This is a genomic window from Candidatus Nitrotoga fabula, assembly GCF_905221025.1.
In the GTDB taxonomy this organism is placed as follows: domain Bacteria; phylum Pseudomonadota; class Gammaproteobacteria; order Burkholderiales; family Gallionellaceae; genus Nitrotoga; species Nitrotoga fabula.
Genome location: NZ_CAJNBL010000006.1, coordinates 86819 through 108461, shown reverse-complemented (window position 1 = coordinate 108461; position 21643 = coordinate 86819). Strand labels below are relative to the sequence as shown.

Annotated in this window: 15 protein-coding genes; 11 read left to right on the top strand and 4 right to left on the bottom strand. The window is 51.6% G+C overall.

Annotated features, from left to right (window positions below; translation table 11 throughout):
• Positions 1-4 precede the first annotated feature (4 nt).
• The 9 genes from wecC to KJA68_RS02530 all read left to right on the top strand — a co-directional run bounded on the left by wecC (position 5) and on the right by KJA68_RS02530 (position 15044).
• Positions 5-1279 (top strand): UDP-N-acetyl-D-mannosamine dehydrogenase, encoded by a 1275-nt coding sequence (gene wecC, locus KJA68_RS02570; protein WP_213035361.1) that lies wholly within the window; start codon positions 5-7, stop codon positions 1277-1279.
• A 91-nt stretch (positions 1280-1370) separates the two neighbouring features.
• Entirely contained in the window at positions 1371-5831 is a 4461-nt protein-coding gene (locus tag KJA68_RS02565; protein ID WP_213035360.1) for a glycosyltransferase family protein, read from the top strand.
• Positions 5828-6802: a hypothetical protein gene (locus KJA68_RS02560; protein WP_213035359.1), complete on the top strand. Its 975-nt coding sequence runs from the start codon at positions 5828-5830 to the stop codon at positions 6800-6802. The genes KJA68_RS02565 and KJA68_RS02560 overlap by 4 nt, the downstream gene beginning before the upstream one ends.
• 10 nt (positions 6803-6812) lie before the next feature.
• Entirely contained in the window at positions 6813-8204 is a 1392-nt protein-coding gene (locus KJA68_RS02555; protein ID WP_213035358.1) for a hypothetical protein, read from the top strand.
• Positions 8205-8470: 266 nt separating this feature from the next.
• Entirely contained in the window at positions 8471-10312 is a 1842-nt protein-coding gene (glmS, locus tag KJA68_RS02550) for a glutamine--fructose-6-phosphate transaminase (isomerizing) (protein ID WP_213035357.1), read from the top strand.
• Between the two features lies 1 nt (position 10313).
• The gene (locus KJA68_RS02545) at positions 10314-11519 is read left to right on the top strand and encodes a CgeB family protein (RefSeq protein WP_246487033.1); all 1206 of its coding nucleotides are present in this window, start codon (positions 10314-10316) and stop codon (positions 11517-11519) included.
• Positions 11519-12604, top strand: a complete 1086-nt coding sequence (locus tag KJA68_RS02540) for a capsular polysaccharide export protein, LipB/KpsS family (protein WP_213035355.1) — start codon at positions 11519-11521, stop codon at positions 12602-12604. Before KJA68_RS02545 ends, KJA68_RS02540 begins: the two co-directional genes overlap by 1 nt.
• Before the next feature lie 181 nt (positions 12605-12785).
• Positions 12786-13754 carry a capsular polysaccharide export protein, LipB/KpsS family gene (locus tag KJA68_RS02535; RefSeq protein ID WP_213035354.1) on the top strand — a complete coding sequence of 323 codons (969 nt, stop codon included), beginning with the start codon at positions 12786-12788 and terminating at the stop codon, positions 13752-13754.
• 9 nt (positions 13755-13763) lie between these two features.
• Complete coding sequence (locus tag KJA68_RS02530; RefSeq protein WP_213035353.1) at positions 13764-15044, top strand: capsule biosynthesis protein; 1281 nt, start codon at positions 13764-13766, stop codon at positions 15042-15044.
• A gap of 100 nt (positions 15045-15144) precedes the next feature.
• Here KJA68_RS02530 and KJA68_RS02525 read toward each other — a convergent pair whose 3' ends face one another.
• Positions 15145-15564 carry a hypothetical protein gene (locus tag KJA68_RS02525; RefSeq protein ID WP_213035352.1) on the bottom strand — a complete coding sequence of 140 codons (420 nt, stop codon included), beginning with the start codon at positions 15562-15564 and terminating at the stop codon, positions 15145-15147.
• Positions 15565-15901: 337 nt separating this feature from the next.
• On the opposite strand from KJA68_RS02525, the gene ppa reads away from it, so the two are divergent.
• Positions 15902-16450: an inorganic diphosphatase gene (gene ppa / locus KJA68_RS02520; RefSeq protein WP_213035351.1), complete on the top strand. Its 549-nt coding sequence runs from the start codon at positions 15902-15904 to the stop codon at positions 16448-16450.
• Positions 16451-16600: 150 nt separating this feature from the next.
• A complete protein-coding gene (locus KJA68_RS02515) occupies positions 16601-17863 on the top strand; it encodes an FGGY-family carbohydrate kinase (protein WP_213035350.1) in 1263 nt (420 codons plus the stop codon).
• 104 nt (positions 17864-17967) lie between these two features.
• Here KJA68_RS02515 and KJA68_RS02510 read toward each other — a convergent pair whose 3' ends face one another.
• From KJA68_RS02510 to KJA68_RS02500, 3 genes are all read right to left on the bottom strand, one after another.
• The gene (locus KJA68_RS02510) at positions 17968-18423 is read right to left on the bottom strand and encodes an HIT family protein (protein ID WP_213035349.1); all 456 of its coding nucleotides are present in this window, start codon (positions 18421-18423) and stop codon (positions 17968-17970) included.
• Positions 18424-18912: 489 nt separating this feature from the next.
• A complete protein-coding gene (htpG, locus tag KJA68_RS02505; RefSeq protein ID WP_213035348.1) occupies positions 18913-20823 on the bottom strand; it encodes a molecular chaperone HtpG in 1911 nt (636 codons plus the stop codon).
• A gap of 231 nt (positions 20824-21054) precedes the next feature.
• Positions 21055-21438 (bottom strand): VOC family protein, encoded by a 384-nt coding sequence (locus KJA68_RS02500; RefSeq protein WP_213035347.1) that lies wholly within the window; start codon positions 21436-21438, stop codon positions 21055-21057.
• Positions 21439-21643 lie beyond the last annotated feature (205 nt).

Genomic DNA, 21643 nt, shown 5'->3' with positions numbered 1-21643 from the left:
ACGTATGACCGGAAATTACCATAACAAAACCGTTTCTCTTATTGGTCTGGGCTATATTGGATTGCCCACTGCCGCAGCCTTTGCCATGCGCAAGGTGAAAGTCATTGGAGTAGATGTGAACCAGCATGCCGTGGAAACTATCAATCAAGGGAAAATTCATATTGTCGAGCCGGAGCTCGACATGGTGGTTCATGCCGCGGTGACAGAAGGTTATCTGAGAGCTACAACTTCTCCCGAGCCTGCCGATGCCTTTTTTATTGCAGTTCCTACCCCTTTCAAGGGAAATCATAAACCGGATTTAAGCTATATTGAAACAGCCGCGAAATCCATAGCGCCTGTTTTGAAGAAGGGTGATGTGGTTATTCTGGAGTCCACTTCTCCGGTAGGCACCACCGAGCAAATGGCTGAATGGCTTGCCACTGTCAGGCCGGACCTGTCTTTTCCCCAGCATGCGGGCGAGCAGTCCGATATTCGTGTTGCACATTGTCCGGAGCGGGTACTTCCTGGTCAGGTGATGCGCGAGCTTGTTGAAAACGACCGGGTGATCGGAGGTATGACGCCGAAATGTTCTGAAGCTGCAGTAGGGTTATACAGAGTTTTTGTACAGGGGGAATGTATACAGACCAATGCCCGTACTGCGGAAATGTGCAAACTAACTGAAAATGCCTTTCGGGACGTGAATATTGCCTTTGCAAACGAGCTGTCATTGATTTGCGATAAGCTGGATATCAATGTATGGGAACTGATCAAGCTAGCCAATCGGCATCCGCGGGTCAATATTCTGCAGCCTGGTTGTGGAGTAGGTGGACATTGTATTGCAGTAGATCCATGGTTTATTGTGGATAGTGTTCCGGATGAGTCCAGGCTTATCCATACCGCCAGAGAAGTCAATGAGTCCAAGCCGGAATGGGTGCTTTCGCGTATAGACAGGGCGATCGAGCAATTCCTGGATCGCTCTCCCGAAGCAATGAATTCCGGGGTGCGGATTGCTTTACTTGGCCTGGCTTTCAAGCCGAACATTGATGATCTGCGCGAAAGCCCAGCCATGCACATTGCGCTGCGTCTGAATGAAAGAAATCGTCCTCTGATGATTGTGGAACCAAACATCGAGAGTCTTCCTTCTGCACTTGCCCAGCATCATTTGGTACCCCTTGAAATAGCTTTGTCTTCCGCCGATGTCGTGGTCATTCTGGTGGCACATCGAGAATTTGAATGTTTGCCAGACTTGCTTCGCCCGAATCAGCAAGTGATTGATGCGGTCGGTATTCTGAAAAACTGATTGGCTTGGTATTCCTGATATTTGTTTTATGCGACCCGAATCTTCGAATAGTTTAAAGGGCATCCCTGGCGCCCAATCAGATGATAAACCCATGATTTCAAATGAGGAGAGGGGCAGGCATGACTTCCCTCTATTTCCTGATGTGGCAGTATCTGAGCGCATCCCGGCGCAAATCGAGCAGGAACCCTCGCACAGCGTGGATGTCGTTTTGCGTGACCATCAGTCTGAATACTGGGGAGCTGGCACTGGTTCCTATATGGCGGACTACCTGCCTGGGAGTCCGTTAAAACATCTGAATGGGAGCATGGAACAGGAGATTCCTGACTTGATGAATCAGTTTGCGGTTGAGCAGCATAATTTCGAGAGGATCAAGGCCAGGCTGGCTGCATCTGAACAGCGTACCGAAGCTGAGCGGCGGGCGAAAATAATGGCTGTTGATCGCATGGAAGCCTTGCTGGAAGCGCAGCGTAATTCTCGTCAGGAAGTTGAAATGCGTCTTGCGCAGCTTGAGAAGGAACATTCCACGTTATCTGCGCGACTGGATGATGCCAATTGTAAATATCGCACTGCCACCATTCAGATTTCCAGCTTGAAGAAACGTGTACAGGAAAGTGAAACTTTGGTTCAGGTGCATAAACGCGAAGTTACCCAGCTCAAGGAAAGGCAGATTTCCGCAGACAATACTCATGCCAGACTTTTGCGTGAAAAGGAAGCGGCAGAACAAGACCGCAAACATGATGTTGCTGCACTTTCTGTGCAGGCAAAAAAACTTGAATCTGCTTATGGTGAACTACAACTGCGTTTCCAGGAAGCGGATGAGAAATTACGTGCAGGCAAGGAAGAAATTGTTACCCTGAAAAATCAGCTTGCGTGTGCCCAGAACGAAAGCGAGGCCAGCAAGGCTGAACTTCTCCGCAAGATCAGTGAACTTGAGACCAGCAATGCCCTGCTTCGCAGTGCTCAGTACCAAAGTGATCAACTCAAGTTACAGGTACTGCAGACTAAAAAATCGTTGACTGACTTGCATGGCAAGGTCGAGAGTTTGCGACAGCAGAAAATTGCACAGGAGAACCAGATCGCCAAGATCCATGCAATGTTGTCGTTTCAGTTGGGTTACCGGTTACTGCATGGTTTCAAGTCATTTCGTGCGTTTATCCAGTTGCCTAAGCATCTGATTGAATTAAGGAGAGAGGCGAAACGCCGTAAGGCAGCCAAGGCAGAAACCCTGACTTTTCCAGCGTCCCTGAGGGCTAGGGTGAATGCAATACCTGATGAGAGAGTGATTGGCCCTGTTCCGGATTTCCATTTGCCTGCAACCCTGGCATTGTTGAACAGCTGTGTTGCGCTGAGCCTTAAATCGCTCAAGGTGGCCTGTATTATGGATGAGTTTACCTTTGGCTCGTACTGTCATGAATGCAATCTGCTCCAGCTTTCTGTCCAGAATTGGCAAACGGAGCTTGAAACTTTCACTCCAGAGCTGCTGTTTATCGAATCAGCCTGGCGGGGCAAGGATGATCAATGGGGTGGCAAGGTTGGCCATATGAGCGATGAGGTTGTTGGGATAGTCGGATGGTGCCGGCAACGCAAGATCCCTTCCGTATTCTGGAACAAGGAAGATCCGATTCATTTTGAAACCTTCCTGAGTACGGCAAAGCTTTTCGATTTCGTATTTACTACCGATATTGACTGCATACATCGGTATAAGGCTGCACTTGGGCATGACCGTGTATATCTGCTGCCTTTTGCCTGTCAGCCGGAGGCATCGAACCCGATTGAAGTGTATCAGCGTAAAGATGCTTTCTGCTTTGCCGGGGCATATTACGTTCGCTATCCGGAACGTACCCGCGATCTTGGGAATTTCATGACTGCACTAGCTGAATATCGTCCTGTAGAAATTTATGACCGTAATTATGGCAAGGGCGACCCTAATCACCAGTTCCCGGCGGAATACCAGCCATTCATAGTTGGAAGCTTGCCATTTGATCAGATCGACAAGGCTTATAAGGGCTCGCGTTATGCAATCAACCTGAATTCCATCAAGCAGTCGCAAAGCATGTTTGCGCGTCGTGTTTTCGACCTGCTGGCCTGCAATACGATTACGGTCAGTAATTTCTCGCGTGGAGTCCGCCTGCTATTCGGCGATTTGGTGATTACCACTGATAATGGGGATGAAATTGTCCGTCGCTTACAAGCTTTGGGAAGCGACGAAACCCAGCTGCGCAAGTTTCGTCTTGCAGGACTGCGCAAAGTAATGATGAATCATACTTACCAGGATCGTCTCGCCTACATTGTGTCCAGGGTTCAGGGTAAGGCAAACCCAAAGATGTTGCCCCGCATTCTGGTTACGGCCTATGCTAAAAACCAAATACAATTCGATGCACTGTGCGCCAGTTTTAATCGCCAGAGTCATCCTTTCTGCCGTCTAATTGTTGTTGTTCCCAGGGAATTTACTCCCGGATATGTATCGGATGATCAGAGAATGCAGGTTCTGGTTGCAAACACAATCCAGAACCTGCGACTGGAAGAGTTGACTGGAAGCGCTGAGCTGGTTGCAGGTATGGTGCCGGACGATTATTATGGTCCCAACTATTTGCTGGATCTTGCTCTGGCCACCCGCTACAGTTCTGCACGGGGAATAGGAAAGGTTACGCATTATGTGTGGTCGGCCAGCAAGGGGATGAATCTTGCCTTTCCAGGTTGTCAGTACACTGCCACAGCCAAGAGCATCCCTGCCAGGTGCGCGCTGCTTCGGCCTGAACTAGTTTCAAACATACTTCTAAGTGACTGGGTCACCACACTTTACCCCCGTCAGATTGTGGCCACAGACCTTCTTGCAATAGATGAATTCAATTATTGCAAGAACGGTGGCGCGGTTAATTTTGGTTCGGAGCAGGCTGAGGCAGTTAACGATCTCGCCGGGCTGGATCATGGCTTTTCCACTCAAGATATGATAGTACGGGCGGAACGCATTACTCCGGAAGAAGCGGCCCCTGATGAAGCGCCGGTACTGAGTGGTAATCAGCTTGCCTCATTTTTCAAGCCTCCGACCAACAAGGAATATGCTTTTACTGTATCTGGTTCGGTGTGGGAGGCGGTGTCTTCACTTCCCGATGGCACTCACGATTATATGTATGCAGCCACGGAGCATCGGCCTATTGATCTTGGCTTTGAAACCAATTTACGGCTTTATCTGGATGTTACTCCCGGCCTGAATATCCAGCTGGTTATCTTGTTCCTGGATGCAAAAAAACAGCGCATCAGCCATGTGATCAAGACAGCCAACCGTAACCACGATGCGACAATCCCGCATGGGGCCGAGTGGATACGATTTGGCATACGTATCTATGGGAGTGGTACAGCCTGTATTAACGGTCTGGTGCTTGGCCATCGCCCGCTTCGGCCATCAGAAATATTGAGCCGGGGCGACTATCTGTTGCTTACCAATCATTATCCTTCGGACAATGATCTATATCGTAATGGGTTTGTGCATAGCCGTGTAACGGCCTATGCCGAGCAGGGGATACGTGTGGACGTGTTTCGCCTGCGAAACGGTGAAAACCTTTCATACCATGAGTTTCATAACATTGATGTGATTACAGGGTCGCAGGAAGCGTTGCACAAGCTGTTGAGGGATGGCAACCACAGGAGTGTTTTGGTGCATTTCCTGGATGCGCCGACGTGGGATGTGCTGCAGCATTATGTGGATCGGGTCAAGGTTTTTGTCTGGGTTCATGGTGCTGAGATTCAGCCGTGGCACCGTCGTGATAATTTTGAGAATCAGCAGCAACGAGAAGCCGCCAAAGTCCAGAGTGAAGCGCGCATGAGTTTCTGGCGTGGCGTTCTCAAGCAGATGCCTGAAAATCTGAAACTGGTTTTTGTGTCCAAGTATTTGGCAGAAGTTACGATGGAAGACCTGGGCTTTCGGTTACCTGGCAATGGCTACAGGATCATACATAACGCGATTAATACAGATCTTTTTGCCTATCATAAAAAACCGGTTGAACAGAGAAAAAAGATCCTTTCGATCCGCCCTTATGCGTCCCGTACTTATGCAAACGACCTAAGCGTTCAGGCAATCTTGGCATTGTCTGAAATGAATTTTTTCAAGGACCTGGAGTTTCACATCATTGGAGATGGCAAGCTGTTCGATGACGTACTCGCACCGTTGCGCGGGTTCAGTAATGTTTGCATTGAACGCAGATTTCTTACACAGGCAAGCATTGCGCAACTGCACCGTGAATATGGGATTTTCCTGTGTCCAAGCAGAATGGATACACAGGGTGTATCCAGGGACGAAGCGATGTCGTCCGGGCTGATTCCGGTCACAAATGCTGTAGCCGCGATTCCCGAGTTTGTCGACAAATCTTCGGGCATCCTTGCTCCCGGCGAGGATGCGCTGGCTCTGGCGAAGGGAATTGAGCGCCTATATAACGATCCTGACCTTTTCGCAACAATGTCTTTTGCTGCAGCGCAACGGGTCCGTCAGCAAAGCAGTAAGCAGGCTATGATCTGCGCCGAGCTGCAATTGTTTCATCATAAGGCAGAAGCATGATTTGTCTGGACGTATTTCCGCGAGTCCGATGGATCTGCATGGTGTGGTTTGCATTGATTTCTGCAACTGCATGGTCTGAAGGAGAGAAAGACAGGGTTTTGAATTTTTCAGCTGGCTGGCGTGTGGATTCCCTGCTACCGGAAAATATCCTGCAGCTTGGAAGCCTATATTCCTGTGGTAGCGGCTGGTGCGTTGATATTGAGGAATTTCTTGGCAGCCTGAATATTTCCCGGCAGCGGCTGGACAGGCGACATGGTATGCAGGCAGATACCGGTTCCAGGAACTGTACGGATGAATATCTGACTACCATTTCGGGAGCCAGATCTATCGCGCTGACTGCAAAATTGCAAAAGACTAAAACAGGATACCTGCTTGAAGCAGGCAGATACCAATATGTATGGATATTAGACCCGAAAAATCCTTCAGGTCTGCTGTTGCAGGGCATAGAAGAACTTTCCCCGGGAGGGATGCAGTATTCTCAGCCCGTCGGGTTTGCCTATTGGTCGGATGATTTTCGTAATATCCGCTTCGAACGCAGTCAGTATGACGCTTATTTTGATGGAGATATTGCACATAAAAACATGCGGATGGGGGTTGGAGATGATTGGCAGATAACCCGTACAAGCATGGATTTTCGCAAATTTACCGCAGATGCAAATGATCCTCAGATACTGGGACTTACGCAAAGTGGCATGCCTGAAGTGCTGAAGAGAATGAAGAAACAGATCAAGGTCCACCACAGTGTGCTTCCTCCCCTGGATCCGATGACAGGGCAGTTACGTTTCTTTAATCATGAATATGGACATGACTTTAATGCAAATGGCTGCTTTGATGAATTTGGCCACAATAAGCTCATGCTCCCTGTTGTGCAGAACAATAGCATTGTTGCATTTGTTTTTGCGGAATATACCCACGACAAACAGGATGGTGTTCCCATGTTGTCAGTTGGACGCTATTTTCGCCCGAAGTAATGGTAATGTTATGAACAAGAATGCAGGCTATGCAGTCGTGTTAAGAAAGATTTTTAAGAGCCCTGTTATTTCAGAAATGGACCTGGGAGAAGGTTCAGCAGGCCGGAGCCTTACTGAAGCAGCTACTGATGCTTACGATATTAGTGCATGGAGACGGCCTGTACGCCACTACAATGGCATTGCGTCTGCACTGGTGGAAGGTATTGGCATTGACGGGATTCACCGGATTGTTCTTGCCAATGGCAGGACACTAGATGTTTGCTCACAGAATATGTCAATGCTGCAAACTTCAGGGAATGAAAGGGTGCTGCTGGTTGGCCTGAATGGTGCCGTGGCGGAAAGAAATGGAAAAAAAGCTCCTTTCTTTTCAGGGTTGGGAATTGCAAACAGTTTGCGGTTACCCGCTATTGCGATTTCCGATCCAACACTGGCGCTGGACCCTGATCTTCCACTAGCCTGGTACGCTGGAAATGAAGAAGTGCCAGATTTACCCAATCATATTGCCTGCCTGCTGGATGGACTGGCCGAGGTGTATCAGGCGCGCCTGATTGTTTTCGGTGGTTCTGGCGGTGGCTATGCGGGATTGTTACTGGCGACATTGCTTGAATGCCGTGCGACTGTTCTGGTGTGGAACCCGCAAACTGCTATTGCCGATTATGTTCCGGAATTTGTTGAGAAATATATTGATGTTGCATTTCCTTCTTTGAGCAGGAATGCTCCAGAACGAAACGCAGAGACCATGGCAGACCGGGGCAGGCATCTGCGTGAATTTCTTGATATGACAACAGTTGTTCACGATGTACGCAATCTTAAATTGCCTCCTCAGATTGAAATACTGTACTTGCAGAACCGTAGCGACTGGCATGTTACCTGCCATGCTGCTCCTTATCTTGCGGGTAAATTCTGGGAACGTATAGGTCGTGCGGCATTTATGGAACAAGAAAGCAAGCAGATCGGCCTGTTTTTTGGTCATTGGGGTGAAGGGCATGTGGCTCCTCCCAGAGATTATTTGGAAATGGTTTTGAGGAAACTGGCGGAAGGAGAATTGATACATACAGTTATAAGAGAACTGGATGGTAGCCATCGCAGACTTTGCGGGGATGATTTGGATTTCCACTGGCTAGCCAGTAATGTCGGATTGAAGCTGGAAGCTAGTGCAAGAGTGGTGAGCGGTCGGGTGCATGCAAAGAGCTCGGTCGGGCGGGAAGGTGCAGGAACCGAAGGAATCATGTATGCCTTTTATCTGCTTGTTGATGGTGTGCGACAGGCGGTTCGCTGGTATGAACCTTGTTCAGAGGTCCATTTTGATCTCCCTGATAAAGCCGGGAGGTTGCAGGTGGTTGCCTTTGCACGCAGCCAGCCTGAGAACCAGGTGAGCGTTCGTATACCTGTATGGGGATAACCAGAGTTGACAACCTTAGTTATTTGAAAATCTGGCAAAAAACCTGCAGGAGCCAAAAGCATGGCGGGTTTTTGCCTAACGGTCTATAGGGTCTTGCGGCAATCTGATTTGTTTTTCTTGTGGGAAAGGGATTGTCCGCGAACTCAAACAGGAGATGCATTCTGGACCGAGTCCTGCTGGGATGCAGGTTTCGGGGATTTGTGTTGTTTCAGCTCCTGTGCGGTTTAGCAGGATTGGGTTGCTAAGAAATTTGGGAAGGAGAGGGTATGTGCGGAATTGTAGGCGGTTACGCGCGCGGTGAGATCGGGCAGATGCTGGTTGAAGGGTTGAGGCGACTGGAATACAGAGGTTACGATTCAGCCGGCGTAGTGATTGCTGATCACCATGGCGCGTTGCGGCGCGCCCGTGCAATGGGCAAGGTGTCCGAGCTGGCTACGCAACTCGGACAGTTTCCGCTGGCAGGGAGTCTTGGCATTGCTCATACCCGTTGGGCAACACATGGCGTACCCAGCGAGAGAAATGCACATCCGCATATTTCCCGTAACCGAGTGGCAGTTGTACACAATGGAATTATTGAAAACCACGCCGAATTGCGCGTCAAATTAACGGCTTTAGGCTACATCTTTACTTCGGAAACGGATACTGAAGTGGCGGCACACTGGATCGAGCATCGCCTGTGTGAAGCTGGGGATTTACTGACGGCAGTGCGCCAGGCTGTACAGGATTTTGAAGGGGCATATGCCCTTGGGGTGATTTGTTCAGATGCTCCTGACCGCTTGATTGCCACCCGCAAGGGCAGCCCGTTGGTGATTGGTCTCGGCGATGGGGAAAATTATATTGCTTCCGACAGCACGGCACTGCTAAAGGTGACCCAGCGATTCGTATATCTGGAGGAAGGTGATTTTGTCGAACTGAAGCAGTCTGGCGTTCGAATTTTTGACGAATGCGGGAATGAAGCTGCACGTCCGGTCAGGATATCCTCGCTGAGTTTCGCGCAGGCCGAAAAAGGAGCCTACGACCATTACATGCTCAAGGAGATTCACGAGCAGCCTCGTGCAGTCGCCGACACGCTGGAGGGCAGGATAGTACGCGGCAGGGTACTGGTTAACAGCTTTGGTCCGATGGCGGCACAAATTTTTGCGCGGGTGCGACAGGTGCAGATTGTGGCTTGTGGTACGAGTTATCACGCAGGAATGGTAGCACGCTACTGGTTTGAGGATATTCTTGGCTTGCCTTCACAGGTGGAGATTGCGAGTGAGTTCCGTTATCGCAATCCTGTATTGCAGGAACATACTTTGATGGTGCTGGTGTCGCAGTCCGGCGAGACAGCGGATACGCTGGCAGCACTACGAAATGCGCGCAGCCGTCATCCAGGGCTGATGAGCCTTGCAGTATGCAATGTGCCTGAATCTTCTCTGGTGCGAGAATCCGATCTGGTTCTGATGACCAATGCCGGACCGGAAGTTGGTGTTGCCTCTACCAAGGCATTCAGCACCCAGCTTGCCGCACTCGGGTTGTTGCTGGTCGCAATGGGAAAGGTGCTGGGACGCCTTTCAGACGGACAGGAGGCGCGGATAGTCGAAGGGCTGGAAAAAATTCCAGGTCGGCTGGCCGACGCGCTGCGCCACGATGCGCCTATCCGGGCACTGGCCAGACGCCTGGTATCACGTCAGCATGCGCTGTTTCTCGGTCGCGGAACCATGTATCCGATTGCACTGGAAGGAGCGCTTAAACTCAAGGAAATTTCCTATATTCATGCTGAGGCCTATCCGGCCGGTGAATTGAAGCACGGTCCCCTTGCGCTGATCGATGCCGACATGCCGGTAATTGCCGTGGCACCGTGCAATGATCTGCTGAAGAAATTAAAATCAAACCTGGAAGAGGTGTCCGCACGCGGAGCAGAATTGTTCCTGTTTACAGACGAGTTCAGCGAAATTGTTCCGGGCGAACGCATACATGTTTTGCCGGTAACAGCCAATGTGGGACGTATCAGCGCCCCGGTAATTTTCAATGTTCCGCTGCAGTTGCTTGCCTATCACGTTGCGGTGCTCCGTGGCAGTGATGTGGACCAGCCTCGCAATCTTGCCAAGTCAGTGACTGTTGAGTGAAATGCGTGCTGCTGGCAAGGGATGGCATGGGCAAGGAACGCCATGTTGGTGGCTTCCCGGTGAAAACAGGGAAGGGCAGGCTTCCATTACTGGAAATGTCCGTGTCCGGTATCGGGGGAGACCGGTCATTCGGGATGCCTGGTTCATTATGAAAGGCTGGTTGCATGTCTTGTTTTATCCCTTCGGTAACCCGGCGATTGTTCCGCTTGGCCCGTTCAGCCGACTGAAGGTTGCCCTGGTTGCCGATGAGTTGACTCGTGCCTGTTTGCTTCATGAATGCCGGGTGTGTGACCTTACGCCTTTAAATTATAAATATTTACTCAGTTTCTGGAAACCAGACCTTCTTTTTGTTGAATCCGCGTGGCATGGGGCAGGGAATGCCTGGAAATACCGGATCGCCTCTTATCCGGATCATCCGGAGCACAGCAATCGAGACCTGCGCAAAATGGTGGAGTATGCACGCAACCTTGGTATTCCCTGTCTGTTCTGGAACAAGGAAGATGGGGTGCATTATGCACGGTTCATCGATAGTGCAAGACTGTTTGATCATATTTTTACCGTCGATGAAGGTTGTCTTGAGCGCTATCGTGAATCCGTGCCGCTGAATGTAACCGTCAATACATTGATGTTCGCCGTGCAACCGGCCATTCATCGTTTCACCGGCTTCAATTTTCGCCATTATCGCGCCAACTTTGTTGGAAGCTACAGTCATCATGTGCACCAGAATAGGCGGGTCTGGCAGGATATGATGTTTGCGGCACTTCGGGATGCCGGGCTTGGCCTTACCGTGATCGACCGTAACTCCGGCCGCAGGCCGGGAAATTATCGCTACCCTGCGATAGATGGAATGGAAATCAGGCCTGCGTTGCCGCACGTAAAAACTGCGCAGGTGTATAAAGATTATCTGGTGTCATTGAATGTGAATACGGTTCAGGATTCCGGGACGTTCTATTCGCGCCGGCTGATTGAAATTCTGGCCTGCGGTGGAATCGCTGTGACCAACTCTTGCAAGAGTGTTGAACGCTATTTTCGGGATTTCTGTCATGTCATTCATGATGCTGAAGAAGCGGTGGACTTGTTTTCCCGCCTGAAAGAGGGTCCTTCTCCGAATGATCTGGCGCGCGCCGAAACAGGGGCGCGTTATGTACTTTCGGAGCATACGTGGACGCGCCGGCTTGAAACAGTTGTGCAAGTGGCGGGCATATAGTGAGTGGTCCGCCGGTTTACATGCCAGTCTGGAATTATGGCCTGCAACGCCTGCCCATGCTGGGTAAATTTCTTGAACAGCCAGTCAGGACTGCCCTGTTGCCTGCGCGCCGTAACTTGAATACTGGCTGGGTGGGATGGGGCGAAAAGGCCAGTGCAAAGTGTGCAGCATGGTATGCAAAACGCACCGGAGGCCGTTTGATTCGTCTCGAAGATGGCTTTTTGCGTTCATTTGGGACCGGCGATCGTTTCCCGGCACTTTCTCTGGTGGTGGATGACGAGGGTATTTATTTCAACAGCACCCGCCCTTCTGCACTGGAAAACCTGCTGAATTCTTCCGAGGACCTGCTGGCTGGTGTCGGCGCGGAAGCGACACTGGCCAGATCGCTAATGCTTACACACCGGCTCAGTAAATATAACCATGCCCCGTTGCTGGATACTGATGCCTTGCGTCCGGGGGATGTGCAGCGGGTTCTGGTTATTGATCAGACGGATGGAGATTTAAGCGTGAGACTGGGGGGGAGCGGGAAAGATACGTTTGCTGTCATGTTTGCCGCAGCCCGGAGCGAGAATCCCCAGGCTACCATTTATATCAAAACGCACCCTGAAGTAAGTTCCGGACGCAAGCGTGGATACCTGACGCATATCCGGGATGGTCAGCGCATCAAAGTTTTGCGGATGGATGTCAATCCGCTCAGTCTGATCGAGCAGATGGATAAAGTGTACGTGGTCACTTCCCTCATGGGTTTTGAGGCATTGCTGGCAGGCAAGCCTGTAACAGTGTTTGGCATGCCCTGGTATGCAGGCTGGGGAGCGACGGATGACCGGAGGATTTGCCCACGTCGTGTGCGGCAACACTCGGTGGATGTATTGTTTGCTGCCGCATACTTGCGCTATGCGCGTTACCTGAATCCGGTCACGTACCAGCGGGGAACGATTTTTGATGTGATCGACTGGCTGGTGCGGCAGCGGCGCATGGCTTTCCCCGAATTGGACCTGGAAAATTGTACGCTTCGTCCACCAGTCTTCATGCACGGGAATGTGGCTAAAAGAATGGGTGGACTGGAAGAACATGCTAATGGGTAACTCCAGTCATTGCGTGCGCACACATTCTGCACTGTCCATTCCACTGAATTGGAATGGATCCGGAAACGCTCGGATCATTTGTGTTGGATATCGTCTCTGGAAAAGAAAAAATGTGGCACCGTTTCTTTCGCTATTCTCTGAAAGGGTAAGGTTTGTGCCGAATGTTCGCATTGCAGAAGGCATGAAGCTGTCCCGGAACGACTGCCTGGTTCATTGGGGTTGCGATGTTCCGCAGGAGCTGGAAGCGCTATCGAAGCACACCGGAGCACAGTTGCTGCGCATGGAAGATGGTTTCGTGCGTTCGGTGGGTTTGGGTTCGAACCTGGTTCGTCCGTTATCGCTCGTGCTGGATCAGCGCGGGATTTATTTTGATCCCGCGCAGCCTTCCGACCTGGAATATATTCTGAATACCGTGCAGTTTCCAGCAGAAGAGCTGGAACGTGCCCGCAAGGTACGGGCATTCATCGCAAGTTACAAAATTACCAAATATAACATTGATCCCCATGGGATGGCGGCATGGGCGGATCGACCCGAAGAAGTTTTTCTGGTACCCGGTCAGGTGGAAGATGATGCGTCGATCCTGCATGGATGCCAGGATACCAAAACCAATCTCGGCCTGCTGCAGGCCGTACGCCAGGCGCATCCACGGGCTTTTATCGTTTACAAGCCTCACCCGGATGTAATGGCGGGTAACCGTCCCGGAAAGCTTGAACTTGCAAAGGCAATGGAGTATGCCGACCATGTCGAGTTGCATCTTTCTGTAGTGAGTTGCATTGAGGCGTGTGACGTAGTGCACACCATGACCTCACTCACCGGGTTTGATGCCCTGTTACGCGGCAAGCAGGTAGTTACCCATGGCCAGCCGTTTTATGCAGGCTGGGGACTGACTGTGGATATGGCCCAGGGCGGGGCATTTTTACGTCGGAAACGCCGGCTTACGCTGGATGAACTCGTGTGCGGAGCCTTGTTGCGCTACCCGGTTTATTGGGACTGGGAATTGAAAGGCTATACGACCTGCGAAGCAGTTCTGCAGCGTATTGTAGAAATGCGATGCAAGCTGGAAGTTTGTGGCGGTCTGGAGAAGCCGGGCATGGGATATGTGCGCCAACAAACGCGCAAGCTGGGTATCCTCGCTCGATCCTGGTTGTGAGGAGAGGGCATGGTCAACCGGGGTTTGCAGGCATTTTCTGGTAAGCGAGTTTTGTTGCTGCAAGGCCCGGTGGGGCCATTTTTTGCACGGCTGGCCCGGGATTTGCGCAATGTACATGCACAAGTTTTCAAAGTGAACCTGAATGCAGGAGACTGGTTTTTTTATCCACGCGGTGCATTCAATTACTGCGGAACGATGGAAGACTGGCCAGCATGGATTGCTGGCCTGATGAACCGCCTGCAGATAGAAGTCGTGCTCCTGTTTGGGGATTGTCGTCCGGTGCACCATGCTGCCCTGGAAGTTGCCCGGCAGAATGGACTGGAGATCGGAGTGTTCGAGGAAGGGTACGTCCGCCCGGATTACGTCACGCTTGAGCGCTTCGGGGTCAATGCCAACTCGCAGCTGCCCCGCTGTCCTGAATATTACCAGGAAGAGCACCTGCAGATTCCTGTCAGGCGTGCGGTAGGGAATACCTATTGGGCCATGGCCTGGTATGCATTCTGGTATTTCCTGGCTGGATCCCTGGGGAAATTATGGTTCAGGCATTATCGGCATCATCGTCCCCTGACGCTATCGGAAGCTTTGCCATGGACGCGTTCCGTCTGGCGCAAATACTGGTACAGGTGGGCAGAGAGGGGGGTGCAGCAGGAATTAACCACTGATTGGAAAGACCGGTATTTTCTGGTGCCGCTCCAGGTATTCAACGATGGCCAAATTATCCGGCATGCGGACTTTAATGGTATCGAGCACTTCATCGAAACGACCCTGAATTCGTTTGCACGGCATGCGCCCAAAAAAACCCTTCTGGTATTCAAGCATCACCCCATGGATCGTGGTTACCGTGATTATTCCAGTTTTATCCGGTGCCGGGCAGAGCAGGCCAAAATCGGGAAACGGGTGCTGTATATTCATGATCAGCATCTGCCAGCGCTGTTATCCCATGCACGGGGCGTAGCGGTCGTCAACAGTTCCGTGGGGTTTTCGGCGCTAAATTACGGGAAACCGACCATAGCGTGTGGCAGTGCGCTGTATGATATTCCCGGCTTGACCTATCAGGGGGGACTCGATGCTTTCTGGAAGGTGGCGCAAAAGGTGAAGCCTGACATGGATTTGTGTCAGCGTTTTCGCATATGCATCATTGCCACAACCCAGTTGAATGGAAGTTTTTACAAGCCCCTGAAATTGCCAGGATCTTTTTCCGGACTTGTCTGGAGCAGTCCGGCAGAACCCGGCATGCAGGATACAGGTCCTGCACATCCAGCGGGATCAGCTGCCTTTCCGGCAACATAAGCAGCCGGAGCATGTCCTGCATAAGGGTGGGGGATCAGGGAAGGCAATGAGTTTCGGGGTAAATGCAGGAACAAAGGGTTAAGCCTGCACCAATTGTATTCTACGTATCCTGTTGATCCGCCTGGTTCAGGGAAAGCCCGTAGTGCAATATGGCAATCACGCGCGAACCGGGAGTGTTTTCCTGCGTGCCGTCGGTCGGGAAATTGCCCGTGGTGCCTGCCTCAACCTCGGTCATGGAGCAGCCATGCGTATAGCATGCAATTTCCAGCAGGGCATGAAAGGCTCCATAGACCTTTGCCGCGTCAGTTCCGGAAGGGGTGGTCATTTCAACAAACACATCGTGAATGTTATGAGTGTTCAATAGGGATGAAAGCCAGTCCCTGAAAGCGATCCACCGGATAGCAGCATGATCTTCGGCTCTTAAAGGGAAATCTACCGTGCCGCTGAGAATCCCGTCTTTGCGGGTATGGACCGCCCAGCTGGTCTGGGTACCCAGCACTATAGCAAGTGTATGTTTCATCTTAAAATTGACCCATGTTGGGCAGTAATGCTGGGTAGGCTGGGTTGGTGAAATTCCAGTCCGCACGGTACGCAAAACCCGCCCGCCACCCATCAGCACTTCTGCAGACAGTTGTACAGTAGGTCATTATATAGTTGATTTCATCACCGTGGCTATTTTACCGACCTGTGATTGCAGGCCCTTGACAGTTGGATTGTGGCGGAGGAACGTTGGTGTCTGTGAAGTTATTGCAGCAACATGTCTGAAAATCCGGACCAGAAATGAGACCCCCCAGGTAAAATTGATTGGATTGGGTTGCTCGCGGGTATAATGCAAATTTTTAGCCAGGAATAAATAAATGAACCTAGATCGAGTATGTTCTGGTCGCGACCTGCCCAATGATTTTAATGTCATTATCGAGATTCCGATGAGTGCTGCCCCGGTAAAATATGAACTGGACAAGGATACCGGCGCGATGTTTGTGGATCGTTTCATGTCTACGGCCATGTATTATCCGTGCAATTACGGCTATATCCCGAATACGCTTTCGGATGATGGCGACCCTGTGGATGTGCTGGTTCTGTCCCCGGTGCCCATCATTACCGGTGCGGTGGTTCGTTGCAGGCCATTGGGCATGCTGAAGATGGCGGATGAATCGGGCGAGGATGCCAAGATCCTGGCGGTTCCTGTTGAAAAGCTTTGCGGTTTGTACCGCAATATTAAATCTTATACGGATCTCCCGGAACTGACGATTTCGCAAATTTCGCATTTCTTTGAGCACTATAAAGACCTGGAGATCGGAAAATGGGTCAGGATCAACGGGTGGGTAGGCATAGAAGAAGCGAGTAAAGAAATTCTGGGGGGAGTTACGCGTTACCAGGCAGCCGAGAAGAAACCTGTGTTCTAAGGATTTTGTCCAGACTAATCAATCATCCAGGGGAATTGGAGGAGTTCAAGTGGAAGGGTGGTGCGTATCAGTCCTGCAAGAGTTGGCTCAACGGGTCTGGCATGTCAGCCAGTATGACATGAATTCTGATTTTTTCTGCCTGTTTCCCGGATGAAATATTACCTTGGTTTCGATTTTGGCACTTCAGGCGCACGCGTCTGTATTGTGAACAAGGTTGAGATGGTTGTGTTCGAAGATTATATCCGTTACCCGGATGCGACCTTGCAAATCCATCTGAACTGGCGCGAATCGCTGCACGCACTGCTCAGGCGCCTGCCCCCGCCAATGGCGGCCGGCCTGGACAGCATTGCGATTGCCGCGACTTCTGCCACGGTTTTATTGTGCGATGCAGAGCTGGAGCCGACCGCGCCAGCTCTGCTCTATTTTGATCATCGCGCACACGAAGAGTTGGAATCCCTGAGGCAGTTCGCTCCACCGGAACACACCGTTTGCAATGCCAGTTCCGGGCTGGCCAAGTTTCTGTGGTTTACCCGGCACACCGATCTTTCCAAGACCTCTTACTTTCTGCATCAGGCAGACTGGCTTGCTGCATTGTTAACCGGTCTGGGTGGTATCAGCGATTATCATAATGCCCTGAAGAGCGGCTATGATGCCGAGAACCTGTGCTGGCCGGAATGGGTCACCAGTTTGCCGTATGCTGACATCCTGCCCCAGGTGGTCTCACCGGGAACCAGCATTGCCTGCATCAGCTCTCCGGTGGCAGAGCGCTTCGGCATTAACCCGGAATGCAGGGTGCGTGCCGGGACTACGGACAGTATTGCCGCTTTTATTGCTGCAGGAGTCCGGGAGCCCGGTGCAGCGGTTACCTCTCTGGGCACCACACTGGTGCTAAAACTGTTGTCGAAAACCAGGGTGGAAGCAGGGCAATATGGCGTTTATAGTCATCGTTTCGGGAACCTGTGGCTTGCCGGAGGCGCATCCAATGCGGGCAGCGGGGTGCTGCGCCAGTATTTCAACGACCAGCAGCTTGAACAGCTCAGCCAGTGCATCAATCCAGCCAAGGATAGCCCGCTGGATTACTACCCGTTGCCCCGCCCTGGCGAGCGCTTTCCGGAAAATGATCCCACCCTGCAGCCCCGGCTATCCCCTCGACCCGAAAATGACGTCCTTTTTCTGCATGGAATGTTGCAAGGCCTGAGCCGAATTGAAGCAGCTGGTTATGCCAGGCTGGTTGAACTGGGAGCCACCCCTCTGAATTCTGTTTCCACGAGTGGAGGCGGAGCCAAAAATCCGGTATGGAGAAAAATGCGTGAACGCCTGCTGGGGGTGCCAGTTGTAGTCGCACAGCATACGGAAGCCGCATTCGGCGCAGCCATGCTGGCGAGACACGGGGAATTGACCACACAACGTTAACAGACTGGAAACTGCGGGTAACGGGTTTTATCGTGGTTCACTTCCATTTCACGCAGAACCAATGGTTCTCCCATTTGTTTTCAGTCCCCATGCTGCCGGTGTATTTATTCCTGCCCGCTGCCACTATTTTCATGGCAAGAGAGCGCCTTCCGGTGTGGTTGAATTTGACCTAGCTGCCTGGCAAGATTGACGCGCCAGTCAGGCGGAGCCGCAGGCATGCCTGCACGTTGCGGGCTGCTCCAGACAGGATTGGGATAGTGCATGTCGGAAATATAGCGCGGGATGACATGCCAGTGCAGGTGAGGAGTCATATTTCCAAGACTGGCAAGGTTGATTTTATCGGGATGCATGACTTCGCGCACCACACTTTCCACGGCAAATACCACCTGCATGAAATCCTGTCTTTCATCCTCAGTCAGATCGGTCATTTCTTTGACATGCTGGTTCCATATCACACGGCAGAATCCAGGGTAATGGGCATCTTCCACCAGAATTACGCGGCAAAGCCCATTTTCCCACAACAGCAATTCATTTTCTGGCGTGCAGAGTTCACAATTCATTTGCAGGTTCCCTGTAGTGGACTTGCCCATTATATTCATTCAGGTGCGACGGGTCATTCAAATGACGGCGGGTTGTGATGTGCCGGAAAAACGGTCCCGCAGGGGAGGGAATTCGAAGCGGGCAAATCGCTTTGGGTGTGTTGCTCTTGCTGGATAGGCGGATGAGATCGTGGATGGCAAGGTCAGGTGTTTGTTCGCGGACATCCGGTGACAAGGAAATTTTTTCCTGTATCCGGCAGAGTTGCCGGGATTCATGCTTGGCAGACGGCAGGAATAACAGGATCCGATAGAATATTTGCATCTGCTTTGGCGAATTCTTTGCTTGCCCAGCAGAAAAAATCCGGTTAAGGCGGAAGCGGTACCCCGGCAGGATGCATGATGAAAATTTGCTCTGCAAGGGTACCGGCTTGCCCGGGTGGCCAGAGTGGTACCCACCGGAATGCACCCACACCAGGTTCAACGTGGTGTGGGTGCCTGACAGGGGTAAGCTCAGGCTTCGTCGCTGCTCATTTCCAGCATCAGCTGATTGATGCGCTTTACGAAGCTGGCCGGGTCGTCAAGCTGCCCCCCTTCGGCCAGCAAGGCCTGGTCAAACAGTACAGAAACCCAGTCGTCAAATTTATTCTCCTCGGACTTCAGGCGCAGCACAATCGGATGCTTGGAGTTGATTTCGAGAATCGGTTGCGATACCGGCGCCTTTTGCCCGGATGCTTTCAGCATACGTGCCAGGTTGGCGTTGATGTCGTGAGCGTCCACCACCAGGCAGGCAGGTGAGTCGGTCAGCCGGTGCGTTACCCGTACTTCCTTGACGCGTTCGCCCAGACTGGACTGTATCCTGTCCGTCAGCTCCTTGAGCGCATCGGCTTCTTTTTCCTGCTCTTTCTTTTCTTCCTCGTTTTCGAGTTTTCCAAGATCAAGCCCGCCTTTGGCGACGGAAACCAGCGGCTTGCCATCGAACTTGAACAGGTTGCTTACCACCCATTCATCCACCCTGTCAGACAGCAGCAGGACTTCTATGTCCTTTTTGCGGAATACTTCCAGATGCGGGCTGTTTTTTGCGGCATTAAACGAGTCCGCGGTGATGTAATAGATCTTGTCCTGTCCTTCCTTCATGCGACCGATATAGTCTGCCAGCGATACATTCTGCTCCGGAGAATTGGTATAGGTGGAAGCCATGCGCATCAATCCGGCGATTTTTTCCTTATTGCTGAAGTCTTCGCCTACCCCTTCCTTCAGCACGAGGCCGAATGTTTCCCAGAATTTGGTATATTTTTCCGGTTCTTTGGAGGCCATGTCTTCCAGCAGGGCAAGCACTTTTTTCGTGCAGCCGGAACGGATGGCCTCAATGTCTTTCGATTCCTGCAGAATTTCTCTGGAAACGTTGAGAGGCAGATCATTGCTATCCACGACTCCGCGCACAAAGCGCAAGTAATAAGGCATCAACTGGGTGGCATCGTCCATGATAAAGACGCGGCGCACATACAGCTTGATACCGTGGGTCGAGTTGCGTTCCCACAGATCAAACGGTGCGCGGGCCGGTATATACAGCAACTGGGTATATTCCTGGCGGCCTTCTACGCGGGAATGGGTCCATGCCAGCGGGTCTTCAAAATCGTGGCCCACATGCTTGTAAAATCCCTTGTACTCCTCTTCGGTGATCTCGGATTTAGGACGGGCCCACAGGGCAAAAGCCTGGTTGACGGTTTCTTCTTCCTCCAGCACCTGCAGTTCATTGTCCTTCCATTCCTCTTTTTTCATCAGGATGGGCTGAACGATATGGTCTGAGTACTTGCGGATAATGCCACGCAGTCTGTCGCCATCCAGCAGGTCTTCCTGTCCTTCTCTCAGATGCAGGGTAATGGTCGTGCCTCTGACAGGCTGATCCACCATTTCTATGACGAATTCACCCCCCCCATCCGATTCCCACAGCACACCTTGGTCGGATTGCTCTCCAGCGCGCCGGGTCAGCACGCTGACCTTGTCGGCGACAATAAAAGCCGAATAAAAACCTACGCCAAACTGGCCGATCAGATTGGCATCCTTCTGCTGGTCACCGGTCAGCTGGTTAAAGAATTCACGCGTGCCGGATTTGGCAATCGTACCCAGGTTGTTGATCACGTCATCGCGGCTCATGCCAATGCCGTTATCGCGGATGGTCAGCGTTCTGGCTTCTTTGTCATAGCCGATATGGATGGCCAGTTCGGAATCATTTTCGAACAGGGAGGAATTGTGCAGTGCTTCGAAGCGTAGCTTGTCGCAGGCATCGGAGGCGTTGGATATCAGTTCGCGCAGGAAAATTTCACGATTCGAATACAGCGAATGAATCATCAATTGCAGTAGTTGCTTCACCTCGGTCTGGAAGCCAAGGGTTTCGCGATTGCTGGTTGCATTTTCGGTCATTGCTCTCTCCGTTATTTATTGACAGGATTTTTTCTAAATTGGGGCGGCCCGGAATTTTTCAAGAGGGGCAATGGTGTTTGCCTGACTGCCAAAAGTAAAATTTTTCGTACCATTTCCCCATGCAGGTAGGCGGTCAGGAAGAGAATCGGCCACAGCAGCATTGATCGGCTGCGTCAGCTCATGCAATCAGCCAGATTTTGAATGGTGGATGGAGGAAAGGGGTGCGTGGCGTCAAGGGATGGGCGGAAGCTCGATGAATTCAAGGGCATTGTCATCCGGGTCGCGGCAGAACAGGGCGCGACGGCCGGATTGGCTGATCGTGTAACGTATTGCGGCGGCATCCAGTTTCTGCGCCAGTTCATCCAGACTGGTTATCGCCAGTGCAATGTGCTGGTCGCGTCCGCCATGCTCCGGTCGTCGCAGGCCGGTTGCAGGATTGGGGAGCTGCATCAGGTGGATTTGCTGGTTTGGGTTAATGGCGTACCATACGCCGGCAAAGCTTATCTCCGGTCGCTGGCTATCCGAAACCAGACCCAGCAGGTTCTCGTAGAAGTTGCGTGCCCGGTCCAGGTCTGCCACCAGCAGGGTGGCATGGAGTAGATGAGTGATTTGCATAAGTTTTCCGGTGCCTTGCTTTTGCATCGTGCCTGTTGAGGATTCTGCCATGATCCGTCTTTATGGCACGAATAGCCAGAATGGTTTAGTTTGACTGTTTTCTGGCACATTATAGTAAAGATTGTGGCACTTTATGTCCGGATTTGATGCATGGGCCGCGTGGATCAGTATCCATGGGTTATCCGGATGGCAGTGGATTTCGTCG

What these genes read in the sequence shown, in the direction of transcription:
- wecC (WP_213035361.1), top strand. Translation starts at nt 5, where the DNA reads ATGACCGGAAATTACCATAACAAAACCGTTTCTCTTATTGGTCTGGGC.
- KJA68_RS02565 (WP_213035360.1), top strand. Translation starts at nt 1,371, where the DNA reads ATGATTTCAAATGAGGAGAGGGGCAGGCATGACTTCCCTCTATTTCCT.
- KJA68_RS02560 (WP_213035359.1), top strand. Translation starts at nt 5,828, where the DNA reads ATGATTTGTCTGGACGTATTTCCGCGAGTCCGATGGATCTGCATGGTG.
- KJA68_RS02555 (WP_213035358.1), top strand. Translation starts at nt 6,813, where the DNA reads ATGAACAAGAATGCAGGCTATGCAGTCGTGTTAAGAAAGATTTTTAAG.
- glmS (WP_213035357.1), top strand. Translation starts at nt 8,471, where the DNA reads ATGTGCGGAATTGTAGGCGGTTACGCGCGCGGTGAGATCGGGCAGATG.
- KJA68_RS02545 (WP_246487033.1), top strand. Translation starts at nt 10,314, where the DNA reads ATGCGTGCTGCTGGCAAGGGATGGCATGGGCAAGGAACGCCATGTTGG.
- KJA68_RS02535 (WP_213035354.1), top strand. Translation starts at nt 12,786, where the DNA reads ATGAAGCTGTCCCGGAACGACTGCCTGGTTCATTGGGGTTGCGATGTT.
- KJA68_RS02530 (WP_213035353.1), top strand. Translation starts at nt 13,764, where the DNA reads ATGGTCAACCGGGGTTTGCAGGCATTTTCTGGTAAGCGAGTTTTGTTG.
- KJA68_RS02525 (WP_213035352.1), bottom strand. Translation starts at nt 15,564, where the DNA reads ATGAAACATACACTTGCTATAGTGCTGGGTACCCAGACCAGCTGGGCG.
- ppa (WP_213035351.1), top strand. Translation starts at nt 15,902, where the DNA reads ATGAACCTAGATCGAGTATGTTCTGGTCGCGACCTGCCCAATGATTTT.
- KJA68_RS02515 (WP_213035350.1), top strand. Translation starts at nt 16,601, where the DNA reads ATGAAATATTACCTTGGTTTCGATTTTGGCACTTCAGGCGCACGCGTC.
- KJA68_RS02510 (WP_213035349.1), bottom strand. Translation starts at nt 18,423, where the DNA reads ATGAATTGTGAACTCTGCACGCCAGAAAATGAATTGCTGTTGTGGGAA.
- htpG (WP_213035348.1), bottom strand. Translation starts at nt 20,823, where the DNA reads ATGACCGAAAATGCAACCAGCAATCGCGAAACCCTTGGCTTCCAGACC.
- KJA68_RS02500 (WP_213035347.1), bottom strand. Translation starts at nt 21,438, where the DNA reads ATGCAAATCACTCATCTACTCCATGCCACCCTGCTGGTGGCAGACCTG.